Origin of the sequence: Streptomyces sp. NPDC058525 (assembly GCF_042719495.1) — a bacterium.
Classification (GTDB): Bacteria; Actinomycetota; Actinomycetes; order Streptomycetales; family Streptomycetaceae; genus Streptomyces.
This window is the reverse complement of the sequence record NZ_JBHXNP010000098.1, coordinates 19988-37646: the sequence shown is the minus strand read 5'-3', so window position 1 is coordinate 37646 and position 17659 is coordinate 19988. Positions and strand designations below refer to the sequence as shown.

The following is a 17659-nucleotide window of genomic DNA, read 5'->3' as shown; positions in this document are numbered from 1 at the left end:
CGGGCCGCCCGGGGGGCTCCGGCCCCCGGGGCCCCCCCGACGGGCCCCTCGCGGCCCCGGCGGGGCGGGGCGGGGGGGGGGCCCCCCCGGCCGGCCCTTCCGCGCCGTCTCGCCTTGCGCGGCGCCGCTGCTCGCGCCGCGGCTCAGGGCAGGGTCCAGAACCGCTCCGTCACCAGGTAGAAGACCACGACCCAGAACCCGAGGGCCGCGGCGACGATGCCGAGCCCGGTGAGGTTGTTCCGCACCGGTGACTCGTCCGGTGGGGGCCACAGCCACCGCTTGAGCAGCCGGTTCACGTAGTGGGGCATGGTGAGGAAGCTCATGATGAAGCTCGAGAACAGGTTCCCCACGAGCAGCCCCAGCCACAGCGGCATGCCCAGCGGGTGCAGGGCCAGGGACAGCAGGACGACGGTCGGGTAGAGGCCGACCCAGACCGCGATGGAGGTCTTGGTCTCCGAGGGCGGCGGCACCTCCTTGCCGTTCTCCTCGAAGGCGAACCAGCTGCCGAACGAGTTGTCGATCGTGCGCAGTTTGAAGTCGTTGAACCGCTGCCCTTCGGCGAGGACCTCCCGCCGCTTGTCCGACGTCAGCCACGCGTCGAGGTGTTCGGCGTTGTCGTAGCGGTACAGGGTGGTCCACTCGTCCTGGAGGCCCTCGATGGGGCGGAAGATCTCGGTGCCGCGGAACCCCTCGAACCGGCCCTCCTCCTGGCTCATCCGGCGCTGCCACGCGAGGAAGTCCTCGACCTGGTCCGGGTGGACGCGGTGGGTGACGACCACGGTGACGAGCGGGTCCGTCGGCCGGCTGCCGCCGCTGATCACCTGCTGGGTCGCGGGACCGTCGAAGTACTGCTCGCCGACGTCGAGCAGCCGCTGCCGGGTCGCGCCGTTGATCCACGCCTGGAGGTGGGCCACCGAGTCGAAGCGGTAGACGACGACCCAGTCGGGCTGGAGCTCGGTCGGCGGGGAGACCTCGGCGCCGAGGTGCCCGGCGTACCGGGCGGCGGCCGCGTTGACGCCCTCCTGCCACTTCTCGTACTCCGCCTCCATGCCGCGCCGGACCTTGCGGCCGATGATGACCGTGGCCGCCGCCTCCGTACGCCCGTCGGTGGTCATCGTCTCGGGCCCGTCGCCGCCGACTGGCTCTCACCCAGCCGGCTGTAGATCCTCTCCGGGGTGAGGGGCAGCTCGCGGTAGCGGACGCCCGTGGCGTCGCGCAGCGCGTTCGCCAGGGCGGGGGCCACCGGGTTGATGCAGCACTCCGCCATCCCCTTCGACCGCATGGGCCCCACCGAGTCCGAGGAGCCCACCAGGAGCAGGTCGGTGCGGGGTACGTCGGCGTAGGTGGGGATCCGGTAGTTGCGGAGGTTCGGATTGGCCATCACCCCGTCCGCGCCGACCTGGTAGTTCTCGGTCAGCGCGAATCCGATGCCCTGGGCGACACCGCCGTCCACCTGGCCGCGGACCTGCTCGGGGTTGATGACCACACCGGCGTCGGCGGCGTGGACGCTGTAGAGGACGCGGATCTCACCCGTCACCCGGTGGACGGCGATGCGGAAGCCCTGGGTGTTGGAGGTCACGCTGCGGGGCGAGCCGTAGGCCTTGCGGGCGGCGGTGAAGCGGATGCCGCGGGACCGGGCCAGGGCCACGAGCTCGGCCAGCGGAACGCGCTCGTCCCCGCAGACGACGTGCTCGTCGTCCATCGAGCACATCACGAGGTGGACGCCCGTGTGCGCGGCGGCGAACTCCAGGACGCGGTCGCGCACCGCGCCCGCCGCCTTGAGCACCGCCTGGCCCGCCACGAAGAGGCCGGCGCTGGCGAAGGCTCCCGTGTCGAAGCCGGTGCGGTCGGTGTCGGACTGCACCAGGCGGATCCGCGACGGGGTCGTGCCCAGCTGGTTGGCGGCGATCTGTACGTGCGCGGTCGAGGTGCCCTCGCCGAACTCGACGGTCCCGACGGCCAGTTCGTAGACGAGGTCGTCGCCGAGCGTGAGCCAGGCCTCCGAGATGTGATCGGTCGGCGGCGCCGTCTCGTGCAGGGAGCTGGCGACGCCGGTCCCGACCAGCCACCCGGGGCCGGGGGAGGGCTGGTCGGCGGTGCGGGACAGGGCGCCGGCCACGAGGTCGATGCACTTCCCGAGCCCGTCCTCGGTGAACACCACGTCGTCGGGGCCGTCGTGCATCGCGACGAGCGGATCGCCGGGGCGCACGATGTTGCGGCGGCGCAGCTCCAGCGGATCCAGGTGCAGGGCGAGGGCCAGCTCGTCCATCGCGCACTCCACGGCGAAGGCCGGCTGGGTCATCCCGTAGCCGCGCAGCGCGCCGCTGGGCACGGTGTTGGTGTAGACGGAGAAGGCGTCGTACTTCTTGTTGGGGCAGCGGTAGATCATGACGGCGGCGCTGCCCGCGTACAGGGTCTCGCCGCCGTGGTTGCCGTAGGCGCCGGTGTTGGACACGTTGCGGACCTGGAAGGCGGTCAGCGTGCCGTCGGCCTTCGCGCCGAGCCTGACCGTCAGCTTCATCGGGTGCCGGGGCGAGGCCGTGGTGAACTCCTCCTCGCGCGTGTACTCGAAGCAGACGGGCCGCCCGGTGTCCAGGGCGGCGAGCGCCACCAGGTCCTCCGAGATGACCTCCTGCTTGCCGCCGAAACCGCCGCCGACCCGCTTGCAGAACACCCGCAGCTGATCGGGGCGCAGCGCGAACAGATAGGCCAGCTTGACCTTCGCGATCGACGGGGACTGCGAACTGGTGCGGACGTTCAGCCGGCCGTCCTCCATCCAGGCGATCGAGCCGTGGGTCTCGAGGTGGGCGTGCTGCACGCGCGGCGAGAAGTACGTGCCCTCGTGGATCACGTCGGCCGCGGCGAACCCCGCGTCGACGTCGCCTATGTGCGAGTGGATCTCCAACAGCAGGTTGTGGACGCTATCGCGGACGAACGGGTCCTCCGAGCCGTGCAGTTGGGGCGCCCCGTCGGCCATGGCCTCCTCGGGGTCGAAGACCGCGGGCAGCACCTCGTACTCCACGGCCAGCTTCCGGCAGCCCTCCTCGGCCGCCCCGACCGTGTCGGCGAGGACGACGGCGACGCGCTGGCCGGCGAAGCGGACCGTGTCGTCGAGGATGTACGTGTCGTCCGGATCCACCAGGTGGTCGGTGTGGATCGCCGTGGTGAACCGCCGGCGCGGCACGTCCTCCCAGGTGTAGACCCGGTGCACGCCGGGGACGGCGAGCGCGGCGGACCGGTCGACGGAGACGATCCGGGCGTGCGCGTGGGGCGAGTGCAGCACCTTCAGGTGCAGCATCCCCTCCATCCGGGTGTCCATCGTGAACTCGGCCCGGCCGGTCACCACGTCCTCGGCCGCCGGCGCGCCCACGCTCGTTCCGACGGCCTTGCCGGGCTCCGCGCTGCGCACGGAGGCGACGCCGTTCACCGCGTCCTCGATCGACCGGTAGCCGGTGCAGCGGCACAGGTTGCCCTTCAACGCCCGTGGCAGGTCCGCCTTCTGCTCCTCGGTGAAGGTTGCCGAGGTCATGATCATCCCGGCGGTGCAGAAACCGCACTGGAAGCCGGGTGCGTCGCGGAACCGCCGCTGCGCCGGATGCAGGTCGCCGGGGGAGCCGAGCCCCTCGACCGTGGTCACGGCGCGGCCGTCCGCGCGGAAGGCCGGGGTGATGCAGCTGTGCACCGGGGCGCCGTCCAGCCACACCGTGCACGCACCGCAGTCGCCCGCGTCGCAGCCCTTCTTGACGCCGAAGTGGCCCAGTGCGCGCAGGAAGGTGCGCAGGCACTGGCCGGGGGCCGGTTCCTCGTCGAAGCTCCGTCCGTTCACCAGGTAGGTCATGCCGGGCCCCCAGCGATGAGTTCGCCGCGGATCTCCTCGGCGAAGTGCCGTGTCAGGTGGCGACGGTGGTCGGGGGTGCCGTTGGGGTCGGCGAACCAGACGTCGGCGGGTATGGCGTCGATGCTCTGCCGCAGGGTGTGGGCATCGGGCATGGAATCGAAGGCGAACCGCACCGGCCGGGTGGTGCCGGCGGTGACGGTGAGCAGCAGGTTGCTGGTCCCGGGCGTGTGCGTACCGATGAGGAAGACGGTCGAGCGGCCCAGGTGGGTCAGCGTGAAGCGGCGGTGCGCGGCGCGTTTGCGCAGGGCGTGCGCCGGGATGTCGACGCGGCGCAGGATCTCGCCGGGCGCGAGGACGTTCCGGTTGTTCCCCGTCACGAAATCGAGGGCGTCGACGGTGCGCACGGAGCCGTCGGGGGCCCACAGTTCGTAGCGCGCCTCCAGGGCGACCGTGAGTGTGATCATCGGTCCGGCGGGCAGGGACAGGCAGATGTTCCCGCCGACGGTCGCCGCGTTCCACACCTTGAACGAGGAGAGGAACGCCTCGCAGGACACCGGGAAGAGGCGGGCCGCGGCCCAGTCCCCGGGCGGGGTGAAGGCGTACAGGTCGCGGATGGTGCACGTGGCCCCGATCTCGAGGCCCGCGTCGCCCGGTACGAGGGGCTCCCAGGGCAGCGCGGTCAGGTCGACCAGGCGGCGCAGGGCGGGCTGTTCGGCGGAGAACAGCCAGGTGCCGCCCGCGAGCCAGGCGTCGCCTTCGCGCCAGTCCGCCCCGGGCCTGCCGGCCGGCCGCCGCACGACTTCGGTGATGGTGTTGAGGTCCATGGGAATCGATCTCCCTCACGAGGGCATTCGTGAACGGCTCGGGGGAGGACCGGCCCGGCGCGGAGAATCCTTTCCAGCGTACCCAGAGCGGGGCGCCGCCGCTCGGTCAGGACACCGCGCCGCACGCCCCGTCGGACGTCCTGCCGGATACCCCGCCGGATGTCTCGCCGGTCGCCCCGCCCGCCGCCCCGCCGGCCGTCTCGCCCGAGACGAAGGCCGCCCGCAGTTCCTCCCGGAGGGACCGCTGGAAGGCCGTCACCAGGGCCTGCACCACCATCGGCTGCATGTGCGCGGACAGCGCCTTCATCGACTCCACCCGCTCCGGATCGCTCTCGTCCCGCGTGAACGGCCCCCACACCTCGTCCCGGAACAGCGCCGTCAGCTCGTGCGCCGCCGACCTCGTGTGCTCCACCAGCACCGTGCGCGCGGCCAGGATCGTCTCGTGCGCGATCGGTACGTCGAGCAGCGCCACCCCCAGCCGCAGCAGCCCCACGTCCACCCGGAAACCGTCCCCCGAGGCGGCGAGCACGTTCATCGCCGTCAGCCGCCGGACATCGGTGTCCGACAGGCCCCGCCCCGCCCGCTTCTCCAGCTCCGCCCGCGAGACCTCCCGGGCCGAGTCCGGTGCCCAACTGGCCACCAGCGCCCGGTGGATCGCCAGATCGTGCGCGCTCAGATCGTCGGGCAGCGCGTCCAGATAGCGCTCGATGGCGGACAGCGTCATGCCCTGGTGCTGCAACTCCTCGATCAGCGCCAGCCGCGACAGGTGCTCCGGCCCGTAGTGCCCCACACGACGAGGGCCGATCACGGGAGGGGGCAAAATCCCGCGCGTGCTGTAGAACCGTACGGTGCGGACGGTGACGCCCGCCCGGGCCGCCAGCTCGTCCACGGTGAGCATCGGCTCGGGTGCCTGGTCGGCCATCGTCTGCGCCTCGCTCTCTGCTCCACAGCTTGGGTTCAACAGTATTGCTGTCGCACCAACGATGTGAAACGGCCAGGAGCTGCCCATGACCACGAACCTGCGACTGCCCGGACGACCCGAGGAGCTCACCCTCCCCGCCCTGCTGGCCCGCAACGCCGCCGAGTACGGCGACCTGCCCGCCCTCTCGTGGCGCGCCGGCCCCGAAGCGGCCCCGTGGACGACCCTCACCTGGAGCGAGGTGCGCCGCCAGGTCGCCGTCCTCGCCTCCGGATACGCCGCCCTCGGAGTCGAGCGCGGCGAGCACGTGCTGATCATGATGGGCAACCGCCCCGAGCACTGGCTCAGCGACCTCGCCCTCGTCCACCTCGGCGCCGTCCCCGTCACCGTGTACGGGACCTCCGCGCCCGAGCAGATCGCCCACATCGCCCGGCACAGCCGGGCCCGGGTCGCCGTCCTCGAGGGCGCCCGCGAACTCGGCCGGTGGGAGCCGCTGCTCGCCGACGCCTCGGTGCCCCTGGAACGGCTGGTCGTGGCCGAGGCCGCGGAAGCCGGCCCGCACCGCACCTACGGCTCCCTGTACGCGAGCGGGGCCCGCCTGCACCGGGCCGAGGCCTTCGAGAAGGCCTGGCAGGAGACCGGCCCCGAGGACCCGCTGACCGTCGTCTACACCTCCGGCACCACCGGCGACCCGAAGGGAGTGCGCCTCACCCACCGCAACCTCATGCTCCAGGCGGTCCGCCTCGACCGGAACGTGGACCTGCCCGAGCACGCCGAGCACATCTGCTACCTGCCCTTCGCACACATCGCGGAGCGGGTCCTCGGCATCTACCTGCCGCTCCTGCGCGCCGCGCACGTCCGGCTGTGCGCCGACCCGACCGCGGTGGCCGGGGCCGTCCGCGAACTGCGCCCGGTGCAGTTCTTCGGCGTGCCCCGGGTCTGGGAGAAGCTCGCCGCCGGGGTCAAGGCGGTCCTCGGCACGCTGCCCGAGGAGCAGCGCCGGGCCATCGAGGCCGCGAACGACCTGGCCCGCGCCCGCGCCGGGCACCGGGAGCGCGGGGAGGAGGTGCCGGCCGCGCTCGAAGCCTCGTACGCCGCGGCGAAGGAGCGGGTGCTCGACCCGCTGCTGGGCCTGGCCGGCCTGGACCGGCTGGTCTGGACGGCCAGCGCCACCGCTCCGATGCCGATCGACGTGGTCCGCTTCTGGGCGGGCTGGGGCATCACCATCATGGACGCCTGGGGCCTGACCGAGACCTCCGGCGTGTGCACGGTCAACAGCCCGGACGGCTTCCGGCTGGGCTCGGTGGGCCGCGCCATCGAGGGGCTCGAACTGCGGCTCGCCGAGGACGGGGAGATCCTGACCCGCGGCGCGACCGTATTCGGCGGCTACCTGCGGCCCGACGGCACGGTGGAGACCGCGGCCGACGACGAGGGCTGGTTCCCCACCGGGGACATCGGACGGCTCGACGAGGACGGGTTCCTCTGGCTGACCGACCGCAAAAAGGAACTGATCATCACCTCCAACGGCAAGAACGTCTCCCCGGCCCTGGTGGAGAACACCGTCAAGGAGCACCCGCTGATCGGCCAGGCCCTCGTGCACGGCGACGGCCGGTCCTACCTGGTCGCCCTGCTGGTCCTGGACCCGGAGCTGGCCCCGGCCTGGGCGGCGGCCCGGGGCATCGGGGCCGCCTCCCTCGCCGCGCTCGCCGAGGACCCCGCCGTACGGGCCGAGATCGCCCGCGCCGTGGAGGCGGCCAACGCGCGGCTCAACCGGACCGAGCAGATCAAGCGGTACCGCGTCCTCACCGAGGAGTGGGGGCCCGAGTCGGGCGAGCTCACCCCCTCGCTCAAGCTCCGCCGGCGGGTGGTCCGGGAGAAGTACGGCTCCCTGATCGACGCCCTGTACCAGGCCCCCTAATCCGTGCGGCCCGGCCCCGCGGGGCCGGGCCGCACGGCCTCGCGGGTGCTAGCGCCCGATCACCGGGTAGTGGTCGGACAGGTTGTCGTACGTGTAGGACGTGCCCCAGCTGGAGACCGTCCAGGGCGCCGACTGCTCCTTCACCACGTTGTTCTCCCAGCCCGCCGGACGGGCGTTGCCCTTGCGGTACAGCACGTAGTCCAGGTCCTCGCGCGGGTCGCTCGGGTAGCGGTACTTCGCTATCGAGTTCAGCGCGGTGTCGAAGGAGTACGGGTGGCCCGTGCGCGTGTCCGAGTCGGCCAGGTCGGCGTTGGCCAGCATGCTGGCGAGCTCCGGGGTGCGGGAGTCGACGTTCATGTCGCCGGCCACGATGACCTGCTCGTTCGCCGGGATGTTCTTGCCGTCGAGGAAGGCGTCGATGGTGCGGAACTGGCGGGCGCGCATCTGTGCCGCCTCGCCGGCGCCGCAGCCCGGGTCGGTGGACTGCGCGTGTGTGCCGACCACGTGCACCTTCGTGCCGTTCACGTTCAGTACGACGTAGGCGAAGCCCTTGTTGGACCACCAGTCGGCGCCGCAGGCGTCCTTGTAGACGACCTGCTCCTTGCGGACGATGGGCCACTTGCTCAGGATCGTGACGCCGCCGTCCTCCGGGGTGGTGGCGGAGTAGGCGCCGCCCGTGGCGTCCCAGCCGGACTTGCTGCGGCCGACGACCGGGGTCTGGTGCGGGTACTGGGCGGCCGAGTTGGCCTTCAGCGCGTCCGAGGCGGCGTTGTCGAAGGCCTCCTGGAGCACGACCACGTCGTGGCCCTTGTAGAAGGAGGTCTTGGGGATCTCCGCGGCCCGGTGGTCCTGGCCCCAGTTCGGGTACAGGTTCTTGCTCATCAGGAACACGTTGTACGAGAGGACGCTGAGCCGCGGGGCGGCGGCGGACTCCGCGGCCGTGGCGGCGGGCGCGGTGGTGGCGGCCAGCGCGCCCGCGGCGACCGCCGCGACGGCAGCGGAGGCGGCCCGGCGGCGGCGGGGGGAGGTCTGCGGCATGGGGGACTCCATCGTTCCTGCGGGGGAAGATCGGATCGGCTTCGCCATCCAAGCAGCCGCGGTTACCTCTGGGTAACACCCGTGCAGCGACTTTCTGTCCAGGCCACGACAACGTGGGGGCACGAGCCGGAACAGAGCCGGGAACAGAGCCGGGAACAGAGCCGGGAACAGAGCCGGGAACGGAGCCGCCCGGTCCGCCGGCGGCGCCCCCCGCCGGACCCCGCCGGGCCGCCCGCCCCCGGCCCGGCGGAGGGCCTGCGCCGCAGGTCATACTGGACGTACGGCGAGTTCGACACCTGGGGGCACGCGCATGACCACGACGGAACACCCGGCCGCGGGCGCCGTACGCAGGGCCGACCCCGAGCCGCCGCCCCCCGGCGGCGTGCTGTGGACCATCGCCGGCGACGTCCGGGCCCTGCTCATGCTGCCCGCCGCCTTCACCCTGCAGGTCGCCCACCCCGCCATCGCGGCCGGGGTCGACCAGTACTCCGTCTTCCGCACCGACCCCTGGGGGCGCGGCGAGCGCTCTCTGCGCTCGGTCCAGCTGTGGGTGTACGGCGGGGAGGGCGCCGCCGAGGAGGGCCGCCGGGTGCGCCGCCTGCACAAGGAGATCCAGGGCGTCGACACCCGCGGCCGGCGCTACCACTCCCTCGACCCGGCCTGCTACGCCTGGGTGCACGCGACCGGATTCCCCGTCTACCTCTACGCCGGCCGCTATCTGCTGCGCCGCTTCACCCCCGCCCAGGAGCGGCAGCTCTACCGCGAGTGGCTCCAGGTCGGCCGGATCCTGGGCCTCCACGACCGGGACATGCCCCAGACCATCGAGGAGTACTGGGTCTACTGGGCCCGGATGCTCGCCGAGGAGATCGAGCCCACCGCCGTCGCCCGTGAGCTGGTCGCCACCGACGTCCCGCTGCCCCGCCCCGAAGTCGGCGGGCCCCTCGTCCGGCTGCTGCTGCGGCTCACCTGGCCGGCGCTGCGGGCGGTCTTCCTGCGCTTCCGCGCCTTCGTCACCGCCGGCTACATGCCGCCCGAGGCGCGGGCGGCCGTGGGGCTGGAGTGGAGCCCGGCCCAGGAGCGCAGACTCCGGTGGTTCAGCAGGGCCGTACGGCTGCTCGTACCGGTGCTGCCGGAGCGGCTGCGGTACCTGCCCATCGCGCGGGCGGCGCGCGCCCGATGGCACGCCGCCGCCCGCTGACGGACGCTCAGTGCCCGCCGTGTCCGGCGTGCTCGTCGTGCCGGTGGATCGTGTTCGTCTCCGCGATCTTCTTCCAGGACTTCGGCTCGGTCTTCCGCTGCGCCGGAGCGGCCGAGAAGGACCGGGCCGCGGCGCCGGCGGCCGACGGGTTCAGGGCCGAGGCCTCCGGCTTGCCCGGCGTGTACAGCCAGGTCTCGAACAGCTGGGCCAGCGGCTTGCGCGAGACCTTCTCCGCGTAGCGGACGAAGTCGCCGACCTTGGCGTTGCCGTAGGCCCGCTCGGTCGGCCAGCCCTTCAGGATCTCGAAGAACTTCTCGTCGCCGATCTCGTTGCGCAGCGCCTGCAGGGCGATGGCCCCGCGGTCGTAGACGGCCCCGTGGAACTGGTTCTCCGGGCCCGGGTCACCCGGCTTGACCTGCCAGAACGGGTCCTCGGCCGGGCGGACGGAGTAGGCCCAGTCGGCCAGCTCCTGCGCGGTGCCCTCGCCCTCCTTCTCCGACCACAGCCACTGGCTGTAGCGGGCGAAGCCCTCGTTGATCCAGATGTCCTTCCAGCCCTCGACGGACACGCTGTCGCCGTACCACTGGTGGGCCAGCTCGTGCACGACCACCGAGACGTTGGCGCCGTTCTGGAACTGCCGCGGGCCGTAGAAGGGGCGCGTCTGCGTCTCCAGCGCGAAGCCGGCGGTCACGTTCGGCACGTACCCGCCCAGCGCGTTGAAGGGGTACGGACCGAACACCCCCTCCAGCCAGTCGGCGACCTCGGCGGTCCGCTCCACGCTCGCCCGCGCCGCCCCCGCGTTGTCGCCGAGGTCCTTGCTGTAGGCGTTGAGGACGGGCAGGCCGCTCGCCGTCTTGTCGGTGGTGATGTCGAACTTGCCGACCGCGAGCGTGGCCAGGTAGGTGGCCTGCGGCTTGTTGGAGCGCCAGTTGTACCGGGTCCAGCCCAGCCGCGAGGTCTGCGACTGGAGCACGCCGTTGCTGATCGCCTGGGTGCCGTCCGGGACGTTGACCGAGACGTCGAAGGTGGCCTTGTCGAGCGGGTGGTCGTTGCTCGGGAACCACCAGACCGCCGAGTCGGGCTCCTGCGCCGCCACACCGCCGTCGGGCGTGCGCTGCCAGGCCGTCCAGCCGTCCACCTTCAGCTCGGAGGGCTTCCCGGCGTACTTGACGACGACGGTCAGCGGGGTGTTGCGGGCCAGCGGCTTCGCCGGGGTGACCTCCAGCTCGTGGCTGCCGGAGGCGGCGAACTTGGCCTTGGTCCCGTTGACCCGGACCTCGCTGACCTGGAGGCCGAAGTCCAGGTTGAAGCGGGACAGGTCCTGCTTGGCGGTGGCGAGCAGGGTCGCGGTGCCCTCGAGCAGGTCCGTCTTCGGCTGGTACTGCAGGCGCAGGTCGTAGTGCGACACGTCGTATCCGCCGTTGCCGCTGGCCGGGTAGTAGGGATCGCCGATACCCGGGGCGCCCGGACCGGAACTCGCCGCCGAGGCCGGGATCACCAGCAGCAGGGAAGCGGCGAGCACGCTCGGGGCGATGACTTTGCGGTGCACGAAGGGCTCCAAGTGGTAGAGGAGACAGATCGGTTCAAGCGCTTGTCGCTCGACCGTATTCACCCTTGATGCCCCACGTCATGTCCATGGCCCCTGCTGTCACACGACTGCCATTCGGCCGTCACAGCCGAGGAAAGGCCGGAAAGGGCCGGGCGGGGAGACGGGCCGGGAGGGGGCCCGGCGCAGACCGGTCGGGCGGCGGGCCGGGGCCGCCCTACCGGGCATACCGAACAGTCGGTAACCTGCCGTCCATGACCCTTCCTCCGCTCGCCGCCCGACGCTGCTGGCACGCCGCGATCAACCCGCTGCACTCCACCGTCTACTTCTCGCCGGAGATCACCAAGGAGTTCGCGGGCCTCGGGATAACCGACCGCGTCGCCGTCAACCTCGCCCACCGCTCCGCCGCGATGGGCGCCGTCGGGGCCGGTGCGGTCACCGCCGCCTTCTACAACTACCGCCACGACCTCGTCGCCCGGCACGTGCCCGCCGTCTGGGAGGCCACCACCCCCGAGCAGGCCCTCGCCGCCCGGCTGCGGGCCGCCGACGGCACCCTGCGCCGGCTCCTCGGCGACGAGACCGTCGCGTCGCCCGAGCTCGCCGAGGCCGCCGATCTGGCGATGCGCGCCACCGAGGCCTGCACCCGGCACGCCCGCCCCCTCTACGCGGCCCACGCCGACCTCCCCGTACCGCAGGAGCCGCACCTGCGGCTGTGGCACGCCACCACCCTGCTGCGCGAGCACCGCGGCGACGGCCACCTCGCCGCGCTGCTCCTCGCCGGCCTCGACCCGGTGGAGGCGCTCATCAGCCACACCGCCACCGGCAAGGGCATGAACCCGAAGTGGCTCAAGGTCCAGCGCGGCTGGACCCAGGACGACCTCGACGCCGCGGCCGACCGGCTGCGCGGGCGCGGGATCCTCGACGCCGCCGGCGACCTCACCGAGGAGGGCAAGGCCGTCCGCGAACGCCTGGAGGCCGACACCGACCGCCTCGACGCGGCCCCGTACGAGCACCTCGGCGCGGCCGGCCTGGCCCGCCTCGCCGAGCTCGGCGGCGCCCTCGTGGTCAAGGCCGTGACCGCCGGAGCCTTCCCCAAGGACCTCATGGGCCGGGGCTGACGGGCAGGGTTCCCGCCGTCCGCCACCGCCACCTGACACAATTGGCAGCCTTCCAGTGCAAACGAAGGCAGGCGGGACCCGATCGTGACGACGTCCATCGAAGGCAGGATCGCCGAGGAGCTCGGCGTACGGGAGCGGCAGGTCAAGGCCGCCGTCGAGCTGCTCGACGGCGGCTCCACCGTGCCGTTCATCGCTCGCTACCGCAAGGAAGCGACCGAGATGCTCGACGACGCGCAGCTGCGCACCCTCGAGGAGCGGCTGCGCTATCTGCGCGAGCTGGAGGACCGGCGCGCCGCGATCCTGGACTCCGTACGGGAGCAGGGCAAGCTCGACGCCGAGCTGGAGGCGCGGATCAACGCGGCCGACACCAAGGCCCGGCTCGAGGACATCTACCTGCCCTTCAAGCCCAAGCGGCGCACCAAGGCGCAGATCGCCCGCGAGGCCGGTCTGGAGCCCCTCGCCGAGGGGCTGCTCGCCGACCCCTCCGTGGAACCGGCCGCCGCGGCCGCCGCGTTCGTCGACGCCGACAAGGGCGTCGCCGACCCGGCCGCGGCCCTGGAGGGCGCCCGCGCCATCCTCACCGAGCGGTTCGCCGAGGACGCCGACCTGATCGGCGAACTGCGCGAGCGCATGTGGGGCCGGGGCCGGCTCGCCGCGAAGGTCCGCGAGGGCAAGGAGGAGGCGGGCGCCAAGTTCGCCGACTACTTCGAGTTCGCCGAGCCCTTCACCGCGCTGCCCTCGCACCGCGTCCTCGCGATGCTGCGCGGCGAGAAGGAGGACGTCCTCGACCTCACGCTGGAGCCGGAGCCGCCGAGCGAGACCCCCGGCCCGTCCACGTACGAGGGCATGGTCGCCCGCCGCTTCGGCATCGCGGACCGCGACCGCCCCGGCGACAAGTGGCTGGCCGACACGGTCCGCTGGGCCTGGCGCACGAAGATCCAGGTGCACCTCGGCATCGACCTGCGGACGCGGCTGCGCGCGGCCGCCGAGGACGAGGCCGTACGGGTCTTCGCCGCGAACCTGCGCGACCTGCTGCTCGCCGCCCCGGCCGGCACGCGGGCGACGCTCGGCCTGGACCCGGGCTTCCGCACCGGTGTGAAGGTCGCCGTCGTGGACGCCACCGGCAAGGTCGTGGCCACCGAGGTCATCCACCCGCACGTGCCCGCGAACAAGTGGGACGAGTCCCTCGCCAAGCTCGCCCGCCTCGCGAAGGTGCACGCGGTCGAGCTGGTCGCCATCGGCAACGGCACGGCCTCCCGCGAGACCGACAAGCTCGCCGGGGACCTCATCACGCGCCACCCGGAGCTGAAGCTCACCAAGGTGATGGTCTCGGAGGCGGGCGCCTCCGTGTACTCCGCCTCGGCCTTCGCCTCGCAGGAACTCCCCGGCATGGACGTCTCGCTGCGCGGCGCGGTCTCCATCGCCCGCCGCCTCCAGGACCCGCTCGCCGAGCTGGTCAAGATCGACCCGAAGTCGATCGGCGTCGGCCAGTACCAGCACGACCTGTCCGAGGTGAAGCTCTCCCGCTCGCTCGACGCGGTGGTCGAGGACTGTGTGAACGGCGTCGGCGTGGACGTCAACACCGCCTCCGCGCCGCTGCTCTCGCGCGTGTCGGGCATCAGCGGCGGACTCGCCGAGAACATCGTCGCCCACCGCGACGCCAACGGCCCCTTCCGCAGCCGCAAGGGCCTCAAGGACGTGGCCCGGCTGGGCCCGAAGGCGTACGAGCAGTGCGCGGGCTTCCTGCGGATCCGCGGCGGGGACGACCCGCTGGACGGCTCGGCGGTGCACCCCGAGGCGTACCCGGTGGTCCGGGCGATGGGCAAGACGGCCGGCGGCGAGGTGGCGGCGCTGATCGGCAACACCGGCGTACTGCGCTCCCTGCGCCCGGAGTCGTTCGTCACCGATGCCTTCGGTCTGCCCACGGTCACCGACATCCTGCGCGAGCTGGAGAAGCCCGGCCGCGACCCGCGCCCGGCCTTCAAGACCGCGACCTTCAAGGAGGGCGTGGAGAAGATCGGCGACCTGGCCCCCGGGATGATCCTGGAGGGCGTGGTCACCAACGTGGCCGCCTTCGGGGCGTTCATCGACATCGGCGTGCACCAGGACGGGCTGGCGCACGTCTCCGCGCTGTCGAAGACCTTCGTCAAGGACCCCCGGGACGTGGTCAAGCCGGGCGACATCGTCCGTGTGAAGGTCATGGACGTGGACATCCCGCGCAAGCGCATCTCGCTGACCCTCCGGCTGGAGGACGAGGCCGGCGCGGAGCGCGGAGCGGGCGCGCCGGGCCAGGAGCGCAGGGGCGGCGGGCGTCCGCCGCAGCAGCGCGGCGGCGGCCAGGGCCAGGGCGGCCAGGGCCAGGGCCAGGGCGGCGGCCAGGGCCAGGGGCAGCGCGGACAGGGGCAGGGCCAGCGGCAGGGCGGCGGTCAGGGCCGGCGCGGTCCGGGCCAGCGGCAGGGCGGCGGCGCTTCCGCCGCGGCTCCCGCGCCCGCCAACAGCGCGATGGCCGACGCCCTGCGCCGCGCCGGCCTCACCGGCCCCGAGGAGCGCCGCAAGCGGTAGCCGGAGAGTTGCAGCCACCCGGCGCGTGAGGATCTGCTGCGCGATGGCCGAATAGGTCCCCCGCCCGGGGGCCCGTCTTGCCAACTCCCGTACAAGATCTGTAGGCATGGTGGAACGCCCGTTCGTCACCTCGGCGGACGGGCTTCTGCTTTTCCCCTCAGGACGTATTCCCCGAGGCCGCCTTCGAAGGCACAGGACACCATGCCCATGCCAGCACACGCCTACCGACGCTGCCCGAGAAAGGGTCCGAAGAGGGATCACATGCCCCACCGGCAACTCAGCCTGCGCAAACGGTGCGAGAACATTCTCGGCCAACTGGATCTGACCCATCCGTTCTCCCTCGACGCGCTGTGCAGCCGTATGGCCGAGCAGCGCGGCCGCCCCATCAAGCTGCACCCGCTGCCCAAGGAGGCCGCGGAATCAGGCGTGTGCGGACTGTGGGTGGGAACGGCCAGCGTGGACTACGTCTTCTACGAGGCGCAGACCACCCCGCTGCACCGGGAGCACATCGTGCTCCACGAGCTCGGCCACATCCTCTTCGGCCACCACTCGCTGGAGGGCGAGGAGGCCGACGGGCACGCCCCGGTCGTGCTCGGGCGCACCAACTACACCACGCGCCAGGAGCAGGAGGCGGAGATGCTCGCCAGCATGATCCGCATCCGCACGGCGAACGCCGGCCCGCCGTCGGGCGCCCGCGCCCGGGGCACCCTGGCGCGGCTCGAGTCCGCCATGGGCTACGAGCGGGGGAACGATGGCAGCTGACCTGACCGCCTTCGGGAACTGGCTCGCCGTTCCCAGCGTGGTGTGCCTGTGGCTCGCGGTCCTGCTCCGCGCCCCGGGCGCCCTGCGCTCCCCACAGCAGCGCGGCCTATGGCTGGCCGTGGCCACCGCCGCCGCGGCGATGACCCTGAACCTGCCCGACGTCGTCGCGTACGCGATGGACCGCGGCGCGGGCTACGCGCACTCCATCGGCCTCGTCCGCAACCTCATCGGCGTGTTCTCGGCCGGCGCCGTCCTCTACTTCGTGGCCGCCGCCGCGGGCGGCCGCCGGCTCCGGTTCGTCTCCTGGACCGCGACGGTCGGGTGGCTCGCGGCACTGCTCGCGCTGGACGCCGCGGCGCCCGCGCACGGCACGCACGCCATGCCGCCGGTCGGCGACCCGGTGCCCTCCCTCGCGTACTGGCTGGTGCTGATCTCCGCGCACGTGGTCGCCAACACCGTCTGCGTGGCGCTGTGCTGGCGCTACAGCCGACGCACGGAGAGCCGCGGGCTGGCCGCGGGGCTGCGGCTCTTCGGCCTCGGCACCGCGCTCGCCGGGCTGTTCTGGCTCGCGTACCTGCTCAAGGCCCTGTTCGGCAGCACCTGGGCGATGCCCGCCCTGCCGCTGCTGATGAACGTGCACGGGCTGCTGCGGGCCGCCGCGATCCTCGTGCCGACCCTGTTCACCTTCCGCCGGACCGCCTCCGACATTGCCACCGCCTGGCATCTCTGGCCGCTGTGGCGCGACCTGGTCCAGGCCGTCCCGCACGTGGCCCTGAACAAGCCGCGGGCCGGGCGGATGGTGGAGCTGCTGTGGCCGCCGGTCCCGCGCAACCTGCTCGTGTACCGCAAAGTGATCGAGACGCGCGACGCGATCCTGATCCTGGGCGAGTACGTCGCCCCGGGCGCCCTGGAGGACGCCCGCGGCCGCGTCGCCGGACGCGGGGTCCCCGAGCAGCGGCGCACCGCGGCCGCGCTGGCCTCCGTACTCCAGGAGGCACGGCGGGCGAAGCTCGCCGGCGCCCCCGGGCAGCCGGGCGAGGCGGCCGCGCTGGAGCTGCCCGCCGCCATCCAGACCTCGGCCGAGGGCGGGGACCTGGCCGAGGAGGCCCGGTTCCTCGTCGACGTCGCCCACGAGTACACCCGGGAAGTGAAGCCGTCGTGACCACCGTACTGATCACCGGGGCCAGCGCCGGACTGGGCGCCGCCTTCGCCCGGGCCTTCGCGGCCAAGGGCGCCGACCTGGTCCTCGTGGCCCGGGACAAGGAGCGGCTGGAGGCCGTGGCACGCGAGCTCGGCCGGGAGTTCGGCACGGCGGCCGAGGTGCTGCCCGCCGACCTGCTGGACCCGGGGGACTGCGCGGCGGTCGCCGATCGCCTCGCCTCCCGGGCACGGCCCGTGGACATCCTGGTCAACAACGCGGGCTTCGGACTGCCCGCGCCCTTCCCGTACAGCCCGGTCGAGGACGAGGAGCGGATGCTCGACCTGCTGGTCAAGGTCCCGCTGCGGCTCACCCACGCCGTGCTGCCGGGGCTGCGCGAGCGGCGCAGGGGCGCGGTGGTCAACGTCTCCTCGGTGGCCGGACTGCTGCCCACCGGGACCTACGGCGCGGCCAAGGCCTGGCTCACCGCGTTCAGCGAGTCGCTGCGGGTGGACATGGAGCCGTACGGGGTCCGCGTCCTGGCGGTGGTCCCGGGCTTCACCCGCACCGAGTTCCAGGAGCGCGCCGGGATGGACGTCAGCTCCCTGCGCGAGGCGGTGTGGCTGGAGCCGCGGGACGTGGTCGACCAGGCGCTGCGCGACCTCGCGCTGCGCCGGCCGCTCAGCATCACGGGCCGCCGCTACCGGGCGTACGCGCTGGCCGCCCGCCACCTCCCGCGCGCCTTCGTGGCGCGCAGGATGGCCCGCGAGCGGCGCGCGCCGGCGGAGGGCTGAGGCC

The 17659-nt window shown here is 72.9% G+C and carries 13 protein-coding genes; 7 read left to right on the top strand and 6 right to left on the bottom strand.

The window, feature by feature from the left end; all coding sequences use genetic code 11:
- Positions 1 to 143: 143 nt before the first annotated feature.
- From ACFWP3_RS33415 to ACFWP3_RS33400, 4 genes are all read right to left on the bottom strand, one after another.
- Entirely contained in the window at positions 144 to 1115 is a 972-nt protein-coding gene (locus ACFWP3_RS33415; protein WP_384228604.1) for an antibiotic biosynthesis monooxygenase, read from the bottom strand.
- Entirely contained in the window at positions 1112 to 3838 is a 2727-nt protein-coding gene (locus tag ACFWP3_RS33410; protein WP_384228601.1) for a molybdopterin-dependent oxidoreductase, read from the bottom strand. The genes ACFWP3_RS33415 and ACFWP3_RS33410 overlap by 4 nt, the downstream gene beginning before the upstream one ends.
- A complete protein-coding gene (locus ACFWP3_RS33405) occupies positions 3835 to 4662 on the bottom strand; it encodes an FAD binding domain-containing protein (protein WP_384228599.1) in 828 nt (275 codons plus the stop codon). Before ACFWP3_RS33405 ends, ACFWP3_RS33410 begins: the two co-directional genes overlap by 4 nt.
- A 106-nt stretch (positions 4663 to 4768) precedes the next feature.
- Positions 4769 to 5584: a MerR family transcriptional regulator gene (locus ACFWP3_RS33400; protein ID WP_384228596.1), complete on the bottom strand. Its 816-nt coding sequence runs from the start codon at positions 5582 to 5584 to the stop codon at positions 4769 to 4771.
- 85 nt (positions 5585 to 5669) lie between these two features.
- Between ACFWP3_RS33400 and ACFWP3_RS33395 the strand changes: the two genes are divergently transcribed.
- Positions 5670 to 7499 (top strand): AMP-dependent synthetase/ligase, encoded by a 1830-nt coding sequence (locus ACFWP3_RS33395; RefSeq protein WP_384228594.1) that lies wholly within the window; start codon positions 5670 to 5672, stop codon positions 7497 to 7499.
- Positions 7500 to 7547: 48 nt separating this feature from the next.
- Here ACFWP3_RS33395 and sph read toward each other — a convergent pair whose 3' ends face one another.
- A complete protein-coding gene (gene sph, locus ACFWP3_RS33390; RefSeq protein ID WP_384228591.1) occupies positions 7548 to 8537 on the bottom strand; it encodes a sphingomyelin phosphodiesterase in 990 nt (329 codons plus the stop codon).
- Positions 8538 to 8847: 310 nt separating this feature from the next.
- Between sph and ACFWP3_RS33385 the strand changes: the two genes are divergently transcribed.
- Positions 8848 to 9735, top strand: a complete 888-nt coding sequence (locus ACFWP3_RS33385; protein ID WP_384228588.1) for an oxygenase MpaB family protein — start codon at positions 8848 to 8850, stop codon at positions 9733 to 9735.
- Positions 9736 to 9742: 7 nt separating this feature from the next.
- Here ACFWP3_RS33385 and ACFWP3_RS33380 read toward each other — a convergent pair whose 3' ends face one another.
- The gene (locus tag ACFWP3_RS33380) at positions 9743 to 11284 is read right to left on the bottom strand and encodes a M1 family metallopeptidase (RefSeq protein ID WP_384228586.1); all 1542 of its coding nucleotides are present in this window, start codon (positions 11282 to 11284) and stop codon (positions 9743 to 9745) included.
- A 251-nt stretch (positions 11285 to 11535) separates the two neighbouring features.
- Between ACFWP3_RS33380 and ACFWP3_RS33375 the strand changes: the two genes are divergently transcribed.
- From ACFWP3_RS33375 to ACFWP3_RS33355, 5 genes are all read left to right on the top strand, one after another.
- A complete protein-coding gene (locus ACFWP3_RS33375; protein WP_384228583.1) occupies positions 11536 to 12399 on the top strand; it encodes a hypothetical protein in 864 nt (287 codons plus the stop codon).
- A gap of 84 nt (positions 12400 to 12483) precedes the next feature.
- Positions 12484 to 14961, top strand: coding sequence for a Tex family protein (locus tag ACFWP3_RS33370; protein WP_384228580.1), 2478 nt, complete (start codon positions 12484 to 12486; stop codon positions 14959 to 14961).
- A gap of 261 nt (positions 14962 to 15222) precedes the next feature.
- A complete protein-coding gene (locus ACFWP3_RS33365) occupies positions 15223 to 15723 on the top strand; it encodes a hypothetical protein (RefSeq protein WP_384228578.1) in 501 nt (166 codons plus the stop codon).
- Positions 15713 to 16885 (top strand): MAB_1171c family putative transporter, encoded by a 1173-nt coding sequence (locus ACFWP3_RS33360; protein ID WP_384228575.1) that lies wholly within the window; start codon positions 15713 to 15715, stop codon positions 16883 to 16885. Before ACFWP3_RS33365 ends, ACFWP3_RS33360 begins: the two co-directional genes overlap by 11 nt.
- Positions 16882 to 17655, top strand: coding sequence for an SDR family NAD(P)-dependent oxidoreductase (locus tag ACFWP3_RS33355; protein ID WP_384228573.1), 774 nt, complete (start codon positions 16882 to 16884; stop codon positions 17653 to 17655). The genes ACFWP3_RS33360 and ACFWP3_RS33355 overlap by 4 nt, the downstream gene beginning before the upstream one ends.
- Positions 17656 to 17659 lie beyond the last annotated feature (4 nt).